Raw genomic sequence first — 12,249 nt, forward strand, 5'->3', positions numbered from 1 at the left:
ACTTTGAGTAACATCAAACGTCTTTTATTTAGTACATAAGGAGTTGGATCACTTCCATCCACATTTGACTTTGGGGCAAACAAAATGGGGCATGAATGAAGAAGAAATTACAGAAATGAAAATGGCTGCGAGAGAAGCATTATCTCCTTTTCCACCCTTCGATGTAACATTTGTGCGGGTATTTGAGCCGTCTTTCACATTCATGAGGTGGAATTCATTCCTCGGCGAGCCAAGTTAGCCTTGAAAGCCGCCAAAGTGTCAAGATTTTTCACGTAATAGGAGGAAGAAGCGCAGATGAGCCATCCTTACCGACCCTTGCATGCTCCCCAATTGCAGCCGCAGTTGCATATCCACTCGCACAACTTCCGGGAGTTTGCACCGAGCCGTAGCCTGGCGTCGCATGTAGCTGCCTATTGGACGGTGGATTTCCTGCCGGTACCGGGAAATCCGGGACATCGAGTCATCCCCGATGGCTGTGTCGATATTATAGTGGACCTGCTCGCTTCATCAAGCAGGCAGGCCGCTTATGTCGTAGGGCTAACGACACAAGTCGAAGTTCTGCAATTTGCAAAAGCACGCTCGGTATGGGGCATCCGGCTGTATTCGGAGTCGGCCCGCGCGATCCTGAAGTCTCCAATATCGAGATTAACGGCAAATCGTGTTTTTTTGGAGGATCTCTGGGGACAAGAGGCTCTCGATTGGGTCGAAAAGCTGCTGACTGCCCAATCGTTACCAGACAGAATCGAGGTCGTCGAGCAGCAATTAGGCCAAATACTGGCTTCGACCGAGGAGCCTGCTGCCACTTTGGTCTACCAGAGCATGCAGTATATATACGAGGTCAAAGGTAATCTCTCCGTAACGGATTTGGCGGATAAAGTGAACTTCAGCGAGAGGCATCTGCGAAGGGCCTTTGAACTGGAGCTTGGTCTCAGCCCGAAGGAGATGCTCGGCATCGTTCGCTTTCAAAGCGTGCTGGAGGAATTGTATAGCGGAGACTATTTCAGCTTGACGGATTTGGCGCTTCAACACGGGTACTACGATCAGTCGCACTTCGCTGGCGTTTTTAAGCAATATTACGGACTTCCACTCAAACGGCTGACCAAGCAGGAGTGAGGAAGTCCGTTTTTTACTATTTTGCAACGAGGGACAATTACTATAATGGGAGTGAAAATCAAGCTAGGCGAGGGGAGTTGCAAAGCATGACTGTAAAGTTGAAACGAGTCGCGATTTACGTAGAAGAGATGAAGAGGGCTTTGGATTTTTATCGCGTGCTGGGGCTGGCTATTCCAGACGGCGCCGACGAAGCGCATCACGTAGACGTTGAGCAAGAAGGAATTGTGATTGCATTCGATATGGTGGAATCGGTAAAGAGTGTTTTTGAGGGTTGGGAGGATCCTGTCGGCTACCGGACCGAGCTCGCCTTTCAGTTCTCCAGCAACGAAGCGCTGGACGACGTGTACCGTCAGTTGACGACGCTTGGGTATCACGGCTTCCTCGAGCCGCGGGATACACCATGGGGAGAGCGATATGCGATCATAAAGGATCCCGATAACAATTTAATCAGTCTCGTCGCTTAGCGAAGAGAAGGCAGATGGGAAGCACTGTCGCCAGTGTATCTTCGACTGCCTGTTGCTTACAGAAGAATAAATGAGTATTACCTAATTGGATTGAACAATCGGGTGATATAATTCAACCGGAACATGGAACAGGCTGCGCGGCGATGCTCTTTTTTTTCATTTTACTAAACAATCCTGTAGAGTTTAAGAAATGAGAGCTTTGAGAAAAAGGAGCGCCTCGGTATGATGGGTTTGTCGAGAACACATCAGGGAGGAGCTCTTACTATGAAGTTTAAGGAAATAGATGCACAAAATCAACGGGTTGAACAAATTACTACCTCGCATCTTGTAGTAGGGATCGATATGGCGAAAGAAATACATGTTGCACAAGCTACAAATTTCTGTGGAATAGTGGTTTCGAAACGCCATCTCTCATTTTCCAATAGTACTGAAGGGTTTGAAAAACTGAGCCGCTGGATGAGTGAGCTACAGCAGAAACATCGATTGAATAGGCTCATTATCGGCATGGAACCAACCGGGCATTACTGGTTTAACCTGGCCAACTGGTTATCAGATAAAAGCGTGCATGTGGTCATGGTTAATCCAGCAACGACGAAGAGAAATAAAGAAAACCGGGATAATAGCCCGTCAAAAAATGACCCAAAAGATGCACTGACCATCGCAGATTCCCTCAGCCGAGGTTTCTACTACAAGTACACGCGTCAGTCACATGAGTTCCAGCGCTTGAAGACCTTGATGAGTGACCGAGAATTTTGGGTGACGAATAGTGTACGGCTGCAGAATCGAATCGTACGATGGCTAGATATTCATTTCCCGGGATATCCTTCTGTGTTCAAAGATTGGACCTGTAAGCGTTCATTGGCGACTCTCAAGACCTTTCCTTGTCCGCAGGATCTTGAGGAGCATACAGTATCCGATGTCCTTAGTGCATGGCGAGTCCATATGCAGCGTGCCGGGGGCACTACGGGAACCGAGAAGGCAGCTCAACTAATCGCACAAACAAAGTGTTGGAGAACGAGTTGCTGTTGATGAAGCCAAAGCAAATCTACAACGGCTCATTGAAGAAAGTTAAAAATGTAAAAGAAGTTACCTTTACTTAATTGTTACTGGTTTAAGTGGTTCAGGTAAAACTTACGTAATGACGTGACACGAGAAAAACGCTTGAGAGAGAGAAATTGGTCTGATGAGATGATTCAGGATTATAAAAATCGCAAAAGAGTTACTTGAGATTTCTTCTTCTGCATTTGACCCACCTATGCCAACTGTTGTAACTACTGATAACAATGTAGAAGAAGTAGCAAGACAAATTAAAATCTGGATTCTTCAGTACACTAACGGCGAAGCACACACAACTGTCTTCTAAACCAACGGTGAATGATAGCTAAACAGAGGGCTGCCGCGTAGCAGCCCTTTGTTTAGCTGGCAGGATAATTGAATAGTCGCGTGGTATTTATTGGTTAGAGAAATTATGGGAGGCGGTTTTCTATGCAATTAAAAACCAGTTACCAGTACATACCTGTAACTAATCTTCAACAGGCTTTGAAATGGTACTCGGAACATCTCGGCTTTAAATTAGCGGTTGATGACCCGATTTGTCTAGAATTGAGAACAGAATCAGGAGTCCGGGTATTCTTAATCCCTAATGATGAAGGAAAAGTTACATCACATATGAATTACACAAATGGTGTACAAGCAACATACGGCTTTACTGTGGATGATGATATCCGTTCGCTTTACCAGCAATTTAATGACAAGGGTATTAAGGTAGGGAAGTTGTCAGACTATCAAGGCTTGTCCTTTAAGTTTTTTGACCCTGATGGAAATGCAATTGAACTTTGGGGTGACTACCCAACAACATAGCATTAAACTAACTGGAAACAATAGTTAAATACCATATATGGATGAGCAGGTGCTGCCTGCTCATTTTGTTAATCTATGGGCAGGATAGTTGACTTCACGAATACTTTTGAGATAATGTAAATTTGAACTTTGTGAATATCACGTTATGTGAAATAACCGAGTTCATGAGAGTAAAGGAGTCTGTATATGAATACAAGTAGTTTTACAGTCGGATGGGGTACACTTGCATTAATTAATGCTGGATTAGCACAAGGGAAAAATAGAAGTGGTATGAATTGGTTTCTTCTGTCTTTATTGCTGGGACCAATAGCCACTTTTTTAATAGTCGTACTAGATAAGAAATTCGTTGATTAGTTAAATTAAGAGGATTATATAGAATGTTTACAGTTGGATATAAACAAATGAAAAACGATAGTTCATTAAGTAGATGTTAGATGTTTATAAGTTTATATAATGGTTAGACTATAAAAATAACTATCGATTGTGTTTAACTGATATTCATGACTAAACTGTGTAAGTCGGACCTTCTGAAGGTGCTGACAAAGGATATACATTAGATCAACGATAAATTAACCGCCAAGGCATTGTGCCCTGGCGGTTTTTCTTTTCTGCGGATTCTCCCGTGGCGCAAACAGAAGTGCGAAGCACAAAGGACCACCATTTCAACCGAGATCGCCACCAGGGCAGGATAGTTCCAATATGTGGTAACATAAGGTTATCTTATAATGAGGAGTGAAGGAACCTTTGGGAATTCTCATATTGATTTTGATAATTGGTTTCATATGCGTTATCAGTTACCTCAGAGCAATTCACATTTCTCTACAACAAATAATAAAAAAGAGAGATGTGGATAATGATAAGTGATTTTCGATTAGCTAAACGAAGAACTATAGCTCAATAAAAACAACGGCAGCCGATATCAGAGGATCAGTTGCCGTTTTTGTTGAAGTAATGGGTAGGATAACGTGGAATCATGCAGGGAAATTAGGCCAGGCTATGGAGGATAATTGAAAGTTATCTAGTTAAGAATCTGCAATTATCTTAGGGAATGTGTTTAATTGATGGAAACACTCAGTAATGAGGTAAAGAAAATGAACAAACAACTATCGCATTTAAGAATGAAGTAGCCCAGAAAGAGAAATGACATTTTGAAACTAAAAGCTGATTTTGAGTCGGAGAAGAATAGATTGAATGTACAATCAGCTGAAATTCAATTGCAAAATACAAATCTTATATATGAACAAGAAAGAATGCGAGTACTAATTCGCGAAGCTCTCTTGGAGGGAAATGAAAGAACACCTATTGCTGACAGCTCCATACCGTCCGATATTCTATCAACAATTATGAAACTGCATGATGCAATGCAAAAGAATGACTTCAAAGAATTTCAAAGGATTGATGCGGACACAGTTATGACTAGCTCATACGAAAAACGAGATAATATTAAGAGAATACTATGGATACGGCATGACCCAGACAACAGAGCAAAAGCGATACAAAATGAGTTTGGGCTAAACTCAGAAGTGCAACTTTTAGTAGTGCATATTTTAATGAAGAACAGTTCAATAATAGACCCTAATATTGCTAAGACAGCAGCTGGCAAGTAAACGGCTGCTTCATTTGTTGAACCCAACAGCAGATTCCAAATATTTGAAACATTATCCCACTTGGTTACGTTACTTAAACTGTAAGGAATATGAGAATACTTCATTGGAGGAATTACTATTAATTATTTATACTTATTAGGCTTCTTCATCCTTTCTCTCATTACAGTTCTATTGTTTTTAATATTTTGTTTCAAACTATTTGTTTTCTTTATCAAAAAGAAGCCATTTCCTAAAAAACTATTAATTGCAACTCTCATAGGAATTGGTATCGTTTCAACACAAGTGATATACAATACATACTTTTTTACATTCGATAACCTTGAAGGTGAATTTTATAAAGGACCTGTGGAATCCCCAACCGGCAAATATACTGCTAATGCTTTCTATAATACTTATGGTGGTGCTGTTGGTGGAGTTAACTTATGGGTAGAAATTACTAATCATGATGATAACAAAATAAAGACTGTTTATCATAGTGATGCGAAAAGAAACTTTTCTATGGAATGGAAAAATGAAAATACTTTATACATTGTAAATGAAGAACCAGGGTACTCGAGTTCTAATAAAAGTGTTAAATTGAACGTTGAAAAAGAGACTTATTTCGATGGAGGTTTGGTTTGGAGGATAATCAACAATCAACATTAACAGAGCTTAATAGATCCTAAAAATTATAATGAATGATGGGAGTCTACGGCATCCGGTCAATAAAGACCTGATGCCTTTGTTCCGAATGGGCAGGATAGTTAATCACCTATTGGAAATCGTTGAACCCATGGGCATACTAATCAATCCAAAGAAGATTGGAGGTATGCACAAATGCAAAAGTTTTCGTTATTTCTAATACTTATGCTGAACATCCTAACTGCTAATTCAGCATACGCAAAAGATATGTCGACTGAATACATAGTTGACAAATACATCAACTCAATAAATGCAAAAGACTGGTCATGTATCCTGGATTTATGGGTTAAAGGTCAACGTGATACACTATTTTACTTTTTCAACAACAAGCAAAATAAAGAACATAAGCTTGGGTTATTTAATATCAAAAAAGCTCATCTTGTCGCTTCGAAGCAAATACCCTACGAATATGGAAAAATATATATACCTGCTCGTTATATCGAGTCATTTACCGCACCTCAGATTTCATATGTGGCTGTTAACTATGAAGTATATAGAGAGGATATATATCACATAAACGGAGTGAACTACTTCTTTATCGTTACCGTATTAGAGGGCGGTAAAAGAAAAATTGCCTTAACCCCGCTTGTTCCAGTTAACCAAATCATCAGTGACGGGTATGGATTTGGAACAACTGAGGAAAAGACATTTGATGAACGTAGAATAAAATTCGTTCAGTAATGCCAATCGATTGAACTAACGAGGAACTTAACTCAACAACACTACACAGCAGCCAACCGAATCCATTAATTGTAAGATAAGTGTGATGGAAATAAAGGAGGGGGTTTAATTGAATAATTTCACAATAAAGTCCTTTGCTCCGTACTCACTAAACTACTTGATCTATATACAAAATGCGTTTATTTCTAGAAAGGATGAAGTGGTTAAATTTCCATCTCTTGAAACTGCTCATTGGGGGCTTCTTGAGGAAAAGCTTTTTTGTGAATCTTATAAAAATGTTTGAGCTGAGATGGTAAGGCGCATTTCGCACAACTCTTTAACAGATCATAATGGGATTTTACTAACAGAACAAACTCTATTCCGAGAACTATTTAAAACAGGTGATCAAGGCGAGAAAGGATTTGAGGAGAGTCGGAAATCGTTTTATGCTTGGTTCTCAAGTCTTACAGGACAATTAACAATTGAAAGAGCAGCGGATCATATTATGTATTACGAGATCGATATCTATAATAATGTTTCAAGTTCAATTCACCACAATGATAAAACCAACCAGGAATTACTTATAAGCTTAATTTACGATGAGTGCTTATTTGGTATCGGTACAGGTTATTCATGGCACTCCATTGTCTCACTTAAAGATATATTTTTAGATAATAAAACCTTAGTCAAAATTATTACAGAACGTTGGAATAAAAGAGAAACTTAGTATTGGGATGATTTGTTACACTCCCATGAAAATTAAATTAGCTCAAAACCAGTAAATGAGCAAAACAAAAAAGACCCATAAAAACTCTTTTTAAAAAAGGCCTGAGCCTATGATATTAAAGATTATGTAGTTGAAGAGGTAGTAGCGACTTTCTTCTAAAAGCAAAGGTAAGGCAGGTGCAACCAGTCAAAAAGGATTAATCTCCCATAAGTGCTACCCGTAAAGGGTGCGACATTCTGTGATGCACCGTGATGGTTGGAGTCAGACTAACGGTTGGGCTCTAATGGCACCATAGTTCATAGACCTTCTTCTCCCAGCCCAGTTAGAAGTATTGACAGATTCTAACCATTTTCATCCTCTGTGGTGCAGCGCTGATCTTGCGCTGCATGTATGGCTAAACGAGGGACGGGAGACGATAGTTGAATATACGACCAGGAAGAAGCTGCCGTCACCGATCGGTAGCTTCTTTGCGTTAACGGGCAGTTTAAGTCAACTCAGCTCTACATAATGGGATTTTCCGTTGAAGGTGCTAGTGCAGAACTGGATAAAAAAGCTCTTTTGCAATCTGAATGAACAGTTTGACACCGTAAGAAGCCTCCTTTAATGAAGGAACCGCCAGATGAATTTCTCTATAAGGCTGCGGATCAATTGTCCGGATGCGGACATTAGGTGGAATTCTCGATAACGATAGAGAAGTTTTCGATACGATCGAGATGCCTAGCCCTTCTTGAATCAGATTCAACGCAGTGTTTATGTTATGACCATTATATTTGGTGTTCAACGTGGCCCCAAATTGCTGGAACAGCTCGTAAATCGGTGTTACAAACCCACCTTTGCACACAATCATAGGCTCATTGTCTAGATCCGTAATATGGATTGTTTCTAGACTTTGCAATGGATGATCATCTCGATGGATCAGACATAATTCATCTCGGAAGAAAGGGATCGTTTCAAGTTCGTTGCTCGGCGGAATGATCCAACCGACATCGATCATTCTGGAATCTAGCCATTTTTTAATCTCATCGATGGTCCCATCATACAGTTCGAATGTCAACCCCGGATGCTTTTCCCCAATAACCCGCAATATTTTCGGCACGAAGTGCGCAGACACAATAGGAAACACCCCAACACGAACAGTACCAACTTCAAACCCTTTTTCAGCCGTGACCTCCTGCTCAACCCTACTGTATCCGTGTAAAATCTCTCTGAATATGGAAAGCAACCGCAAGCCAATATCGGTGAGGATAACGCCGCTTTTACGATCCCGAATCATAAGAGTGACTCCTAATTCGGATTCAAGTGTAGAGATGGCGCGACTTACGGCAGGCTGCGTCATACTCAGTTGCTCACCAGCCTTTGTAAAGCTACCGGTCTCGACTATCTTTACAAACAATAAAAGTTGAGATTGATTCATAACAAATTTGATATCCTCCTCATGAAAAACATTCATTTTATTTATGTGTTGAGCTATTGTACCATAGTAAACAACATCACAGAAAGGAGCTTGAAGAAAATGCAGCTCTCGAGAACAAAAACATTTATCCTACTTACTTTTTTAGTTGCGATGTGGGGGGTGAACTGGCCGCTCTCTAAATATGCACTTGAATTCGCAACACCGTTGCTTTTTGCTGGTTTGAGGATCACTATAGGAGGTCTCATTTTGCTTGTATTCGCTTTACCGCGATATCGAAGTCTTAAATTAAAACAAACTTGGCACATTTACCTGATTTCCGCAATCTTGAACATCATTCTCTTTTTCGGTTTTCAAACATTCGGACTGAGTATGATGCCTGCCGGTTTATTTTCGACAATCGTGTTTATGCAGCCCGTTCTGCTCGGAATCGGAGCTTGGTTGTGGTTGGGTGAATCCATGAACGGCTTCAAAATAGTCGGCTTGATTTTAGGCTTTATAGGAGTCGCTGTTATTAGCATCAGCGATGGATCTGGAAATATTTCGACCCTAGGTGTCTTGCTTGGTTTAGCTAGCACGGTTACATGGTCATTCGGTACGATTTATATGAAGAAAACATCTACTAAGGTCGATGCGATATGGTTAACTACTCTTCAGATGATCTTCGGTGGAATTGTATTGTTGATTACGGGTACTGCCGTTGAAAACTGGACGGATATCGTTTGGAACCAGCCGTTCATCTCGACGTTGTCGGTTATTGCAATCTTCTGCACGGCCTTGACCTGGCTCGTTTTCTTTTTGCTTGTTAGATCGGGTGAAGCCGGAAAAATTGGATCGTTTAACTTTTTAGTCCCACTCATTGCGATCGTGATTAGCGTTATTTTTTTAGGGGAAACCATTACTATTAAGATGGTCTTCGGACTTATATTAATTATCATAGGTATTATACTGGTAAACCTCAAAATGAAATCAATGCAAAACCGGAACAATGTGTGAATAATCATGAGTTAACGCATGATTGAAATATCCTACAATGAATGTTCTGCTAACCGGGAACATTAGCTCAATAAAGACACTAATGGCAGCTCACACATAATGAGCTGCCATTTTCTCGACTAAACATTCCTGTTAAGGCTAAGAAATCTCCTTTGTCAAAAAAGGAGCGCCTCGGTATGATGGGTTTGTCCAAGGGTAAATAACCCAATACCATCAAGGAGGCGCTCTTATCATGAAGTTTAAACAATCGACAGCACAAAATCAACGTATCGAACGAATTACGACCTCGCATTTAATTGTAGGGATTGACATGGCCAAGGAAACGCATGTGGCATAGATTACGAATTATCGTGGGATCGTACTGACGAATCGGCATCTATCATTTAGCAACACCATAGAGGGATTTGAAAAGTTGCAGCGATGGATCGAAGGTATCCAGCAAAAGCACCGTCTGAGCAATGTAATCATAGGCATGGAACCGACAGGCCATTATTGGTGGAACCTAGCCAATTGGCTTACAAATATAGAGTTGCAAGTCGTTTTAGTTAATCCAGCAACGACAAAACGTAATAAAGAGAACCGTGACAACTGTCAATCGAAAAGTGACCCTAAAGATGCGCTTGTCATTGCAGATGTAGTAAGTCGAGGCTACTACTATGAACATACGAAACAGACCCATGTATTTGAGCGGCTACGGACGCTGATGAGCGATCGAGAATTTTGGGTTGCTAATAGTGTACGGTTACAAAATCGTATTATTCGGTGGCTGGATATCCGTTATCCGGAGTACAGCTCTGTATTTAAGGATTGGACCTGCAAACGTTCAATGGCTACACTGAAGGAGTTCCCTACACCTCAAGATCTTGCAGATCAGACCGTACCAGAAATCATAGCGATATGGAAAAAACACATGCAGAGGGCAGGCGGTACAACAGGCATACAAAAGGCAGCTGAGCTCATTGCCCAAGCTAAGCGAAGTGTGGGAGACATTACTGCTTTAGCTGAAGCAAAGCTAGATTTAGCACGTTTAATCGCGGAGTTTGAGCGAATTACGGAGATGTTAGCGGACATTGAAAAGCAGCTTCACGTATTGCTAGAGGAGATCCCCATGGCCTTTCATATGCGTTCCATAAAAGGCATGGTTCCTATCTTCGTTGCGGCTATCTTAGCAGGTGCTGGCGACCTCAGGCAGTATGCGCATGGACGTCAGTTACTACGCAAAGCCGGTCTAAATTTGGCAGAAAGCACATCGGGAAAAAGGAAAGGCCAGATCGTTATCTCGAAACGAGGGGACTCCAGGTTAAGAAAATATCTTTATCTGGCGACGATCCAGCTCATAGGAATTAATCCAGTCTTTCAAGAATTACATCAGCACAATGTTCAAGTAAAGCACATGAAAAAACAACAGTCTGTCTTTAAACTTGTGGGCAAAGTAGCACGAGTTTTAATCGGCATGGTCCATAGAGCAGAAACTTTCACTCCCGAAAAGGCAAGTCATCTCGTTTTACCAGCAGCGTAGAGCATTGATCTATCACGTATATTGACTCATTCGCAGGAATTTAACAAAGAAAGCACGGAGAACCGAGTTCCTGCCCAATAAGGGCTTAGACCCGTCCGCTAAACGCAATCGGTCTCCACACCTTGGATAAGTATGACGATGGAATGTAAGGGCATAGACCCGTCGAGCCATGGGATGGTAAACACCAGGGCGCTTGTGGAGTTTGCGTGCAGTAGAGTTAGGCAGAAAAGAATGGCTAAAGCAATTCCTCTGTTCCCGCATGCTCAGTCACTAGACTTACGGCATCCGCCCCCAGCTTATTCCACCTCCATATCTAATCCATGGTGATGAAATCCTGCGAATGAGTGAGTATATGTGAGATAAACCCTTAAAACCGAGGGAAGGGCAGTGTAGCGCAACTACAAGGTAAAAATGTAGTATATCTATTACAGAAGTCTTTTCGAAGCAGGTGGTTTCTTGAAAAGGGTTGTCTACATCCTTGGGGGCGTAATAACGGTCACCATAGTATCCCTAGTACTTATTCATTATTTTAACGGCGTAAGCGAAAAACAAAAAACAGAAGCAATAGCATTCAAATTATTCGATGATATAAAACAAAATACCCCCTATGAAAACAAGATTATTAAAATTGAGGATTATAAGAACATTAAAACTGATTTGTTTAATGAGGATCTTAATAAAATAAGAATTGTAAAACATAATAAATTAAACTCCGAACAGAGAGTTATTATTTTTGCAATTGAGTTATTAAGTTATGACAATGAAAACAATATACGCTATGTTAGAGCAGATAATGTAGTGGTATATATAACGAAGAAAAATGGTTCCTGGGCGATAACAAAAGCTAAATACTTTAAAGGAAATTAGGAAGGAATTGAACTACAACCCAAACCGATAGTTCAACAAGAAGCAACCGACGGTATCAATGGACTAGGACTATTTCCGGCAGCAACTCAACAACTAAATCGAAAGGATATAGTAGTAACATGGAAGCTAAAAATCGTAAGAGAATATCTGCGTGGATTTGGATTATCGTTGCCGCTTTTCTTTTTCTTCTAGCAGGAATTGGTGTTCCTTTGGGTTACTTTCCTAAAGAGGCTCTGTTGTTTACCCAACTACCTGGTACAACCTTAATTCTTATCTCTACTTGGTTTAGAAAAAAACACTGATGATTCGCCACCACCAATAACATTTTTAACTCCCATGAAAAT

General features: G+C 40.8%; 13 protein-coding genes and 1 pseudogene. 13 read left to right on the forward strand and 1 reads right to left on the reverse strand.

What is annotated here, in order from left to right; translation table 11 throughout:
* Positions 1 to 294: 294 nt before the first annotated feature.
* The 9 genes from AB4Y93_RS00955 (at position 295) to AB4Y93_RS00995 (ending at position 7,112) form a co-directional block, all read left to right on the forward strand.
* The gene (locus tag AB4Y93_RS00955) at positions 295 to 1,113 is read left to right on the forward strand and encodes a DUF6597 domain-containing transcriptional factor (RefSeq protein ID WP_441888156.1); all 819 of its coding nucleotides are present in this window, start codon (positions 295 to 297) and stop codon (positions 1,111 to 1,113) included.
* A gap of 86 nt (positions 1,114 to 1,199) precedes the next feature.
* The gene (locus AB4Y93_RS00960; RefSeq protein ID WP_441888157.1) at positions 1,200 to 1,577 is read left to right on the forward strand and encodes a VOC family protein; all 378 of its coding nucleotides are present in this window, start codon (positions 1,200 to 1,202) and stop codon (positions 1,575 to 1,577) included.
* Between the two features lie 264 nt (positions 1,578 to 1,841).
* Positions 1,842 to 2,606, forward strand: a complete 765-nt coding sequence (locus tag AB4Y93_RS00965) for an IS110 family transposase (RefSeq protein ID WP_441888158.1) — start codon at positions 1,842 to 1,844, stop codon at positions 2,604 to 2,606.
* Positions 2,607 to 3,062: 456 nt separating this feature from the next.
* Positions 3,063 to 3,437 carry a VOC family protein gene (locus AB4Y93_RS00970; protein WP_441888159.1) on the forward strand — a complete coding sequence of 125 codons (375 nt, stop codon included), beginning with the start codon at positions 3,063 to 3,065 and terminating at the stop codon, positions 3,435 to 3,437.
* Positions 3,438 to 3,623: 186 nt separating this feature from the next.
* A complete protein-coding gene (locus tag AB4Y93_RS00975) occupies positions 3,624 to 3,791 on the forward strand; it encodes a hypothetical protein (protein WP_441888160.1) in 168 nt (55 codons plus the stop codon).
* A gap of 794 nt (positions 3,792 to 4,585) precedes the next feature.
* Positions 4,586 to 5,044 carry a hypothetical protein gene (locus AB4Y93_RS00980; protein ID WP_441888161.1) on the forward strand — a complete coding sequence of 153 codons (459 nt, stop codon included), beginning with the start codon at positions 4,586 to 4,588 and terminating at the stop codon, positions 5,042 to 5,044.
* Positions 5,045 to 5,215: 171 nt separating this feature from the next.
* Positions 5,216 to 5,689: a DUF5412 family protein gene (locus AB4Y93_RS00985; protein WP_441888162.1), complete on the forward strand. Its 474-nt coding sequence runs from the start codon at positions 5,216 to 5,218 to the stop codon at positions 5,687 to 5,689.
* Between the two features lie 171 nt (positions 5,690 to 5,860).
* Positions 5,861 to 6,406, forward strand: a complete 546-nt coding sequence (locus AB4Y93_RS00990; RefSeq protein ID WP_441888163.1) for a hypothetical protein — start codon at positions 5,861 to 5,863, stop codon at positions 6,404 to 6,406.
* Positions 6,407 to 6,695: 289 nt separating this feature from the next.
* Positions 6,696 to 7,112 (forward strand): PapG chaperone-binding domain-containing protein, encoded by a 417-nt coding sequence (locus tag AB4Y93_RS00995; RefSeq protein ID WP_441888164.1) that lies wholly within the window; start codon positions 6,696 to 6,698, stop codon positions 7,110 to 7,112.
* Between the two features lie 529 nt (positions 7,113 to 7,641).
* On the opposite strand, the gene AB4Y93_RS01000 is transcribed toward AB4Y93_RS00995, so the two are convergent.
* Positions 7,642 to 8,526, reverse strand: a complete 885-nt coding sequence (locus AB4Y93_RS01000; RefSeq protein ID WP_441888165.1) for a LysR family transcriptional regulator — start codon at positions 8,524 to 8,526, stop codon at positions 7,642 to 7,644.
* A gap of 99 nt (positions 8,527 to 8,625) precedes the next feature.
* Between AB4Y93_RS01000 and AB4Y93_RS01005 the strand changes: the two genes are divergently transcribed.
* The 4 genes and pseudogenes from AB4Y93_RS01005 (at position 8,626) to AB4Y93_RS01020 (ending at position 12,207) form a co-directional block, all read left to right on the forward strand.
* On the forward strand, positions 8,626 to 9,519 hold the full coding sequence (locus AB4Y93_RS01005; RefSeq protein WP_441889203.1) for a DMT family transporter: 894 nt from the start codon (positions 8,626 to 8,628) through the stop codon (positions 9,517 to 9,519).
* Between the two features lie 232 nt (positions 9,520 to 9,751).
* Positions 9,752 to 11,038, forward strand: a pseudogene (locus tag AB4Y93_RS01010) (IS110 family transposase).
* A gap of 456 nt (positions 11,039 to 11,494) precedes the next feature.
* Positions 11,495 to 11,905 (forward strand): hypothetical protein, encoded by a 411-nt coding sequence (locus tag AB4Y93_RS01015; RefSeq protein ID WP_441888166.1) that lies wholly within the window; start codon positions 11,495 to 11,497, stop codon positions 11,903 to 11,905.
* 119 nt (positions 11,906 to 12,024) lie between these two features.
* Positions 12,025 to 12,207 (forward strand): hypothetical protein, encoded by a 183-nt coding sequence (locus AB4Y93_RS01020; RefSeq protein WP_441888167.1) that lies wholly within the window; start codon positions 12,025 to 12,027, stop codon positions 12,205 to 12,207.
* Positions 12,208 to 12,249: the final 42 nt, after the last annotated feature.

This window comes from Paenibacillus sp. YAF4_2 (genome assembly GCF_052113225.1).
Classification (GTDB): Bacteria; Bacillota; Bacilli; order Paenibacillales; family Paenibacillaceae; genus Pristimantibacillus.

Excerpts from the sequence above, each read along its gene's own strand:
- AB4Y93_RS00955 (WP_441888156.1), top strand. The coding sequence starts at position 295 with ATGAGCCATCCTTACCGACCCTTGCATGCTCCCCAATTGCAGCCGCAG.
- AB4Y93_RS00965 (WP_441888158.1), top strand. The coding sequence starts at position 1,842 with ATGAAGTTTAAGGAAATAGATGCACAAAATCAACGGGTTGAACAAATT.
- AB4Y93_RS00970 (WP_441888159.1), top strand. The coding sequence starts at position 3,063 with ATGCAATTAAAAACCAGTTACCAGTACATACCTGTAACTAATCTTCAA.
- AB4Y93_RS01000 (WP_441888165.1), bottom strand. The coding sequence starts at position 8,526 with ATGAATCAATCTCAACTTTTATTGTTTGTAAAGATAGTCGAGACCGGT.
- AB4Y93_RS00995 (WP_441888164.1), top strand. The coding sequence starts at position 6,696 with ATGGTAAGGCGCATTTCGCACAACTCTTTAACAGATCATAATGGGATT.
- AB4Y93_RS00990 (WP_441888163.1), top strand. The coding sequence starts at position 5,861 with ATGCAAAAGTTTTCGTTATTTCTAATACTTATGCTGAACATCCTAACT.
- AB4Y93_RS00975 (WP_441888160.1), top strand. The coding sequence starts at position 3,624 with ATGAATACAAGTAGTTTTACAGTCGGATGGGGTACACTTGCATTAATT.
- AB4Y93_RS01020 (WP_441888167.1), top strand. The coding sequence starts at position 12,025 with ATGGAAGCTAAAAATCGTAAGAGAATATCTGCGTGGATTTGGATTATC.
- AB4Y93_RS00960 (WP_441888157.1), top strand. The coding sequence starts at position 1,200 with ATGACTGTAAAGTTGAAACGAGTCGCGATTTACGTAGAAGAGATGAAG.
- AB4Y93_RS01005 (WP_441889203.1), top strand. The coding sequence starts at position 8,626 with ATGCAGCTCTCGAGAACAAAAACATTTATCCTACTTACTTTTTTAGTT.